The 658-nt window shown below is 50.5% G+C and carries 2 tRNA genes and 1 rRNA gene; all 3 read left to right on the forward strand.

Going from position 1 to position 658, the window contains the following annotated elements:
- Window positions 1–83, forward strand: a 16S ribosomal RNA gene (locus tag BL249_RS06525); the annotation flags it as partial.
- 73 nt (window positions 84–156) lie between these two features.
- A tRNA-Ile gene (locus BL249_RS06530) sits at window positions 157–233 on the forward strand.
- A 113-nt stretch (window positions 234–346) separates the two neighbouring features.
- Window positions 347–422, forward strand: a tRNA-Ala gene (locus tag BL249_RS06535).
- Window positions 423–658: the final 236 nt, after the last annotated feature.

Consider the following 658-nt stretch of genomic DNA (forward strand, 5'->3'; position numbering starts at 1 on the left):
CGCTTACCACTTTGTGATTCATGACTGGGGTGAAGTCGTAACAAGGTAACCGTAGGGGAACCTGCGGTTGGATCACCTCCTTACCTGCTTATACATTGCTGCGAAGTGCTCACACAGATTGTCTGATGAAATTAAAGAAGAGCGTAAAACCTCAGCAGGCTTGTAGCTCAGGTGGTTAGAGCGCACCCCTGATAAGGGTGAGGTCGGTGGTTCAAGTCCACTCAGGCCTACCAAATCTTTTATCCTCTGCGTTATATATTCTGTCCGCCCGGTGAATGGTGCGCGGCGGGGTCAGGCACGGATAACGAAAGATTTTCAGTAGTGAAACTGACGGTTTAACCTCAATGGGGCTATAGCTCAGCTGGGAGAGCGCCTGCTTTGCACGCAGGAGGTCAGCGGTTCGATCCCGCTTAGCTCCACCATTAACGCCGGCGGCGTTGATAGACGTCAGAATGCATTCACTGAGTGCATTGCGACGTATCTGCTCTTTAACAATCCGGAACAAGCTGAAAATTGAAAAATCTTCAATAGCGAAAGTTATTGAGGGTTCTCTCAGAAACTTACAACCGACTCAGGTCCCTGCCGGTAACATGACAGGACGCCTGTGGGTTGTGAGGTTAAGCGAATAAGCGTACACGGTGGATGCCCTGGCAGTCAG

It is taken from the genome of Erwinia sp. OLFS4, assembly GCF_002752165.1.
Taxonomy (GTDB): Bacteria; Pseudomonadota; Gammaproteobacteria; order Enterobacterales; family Enterobacteriaceae; genus Izhakiella.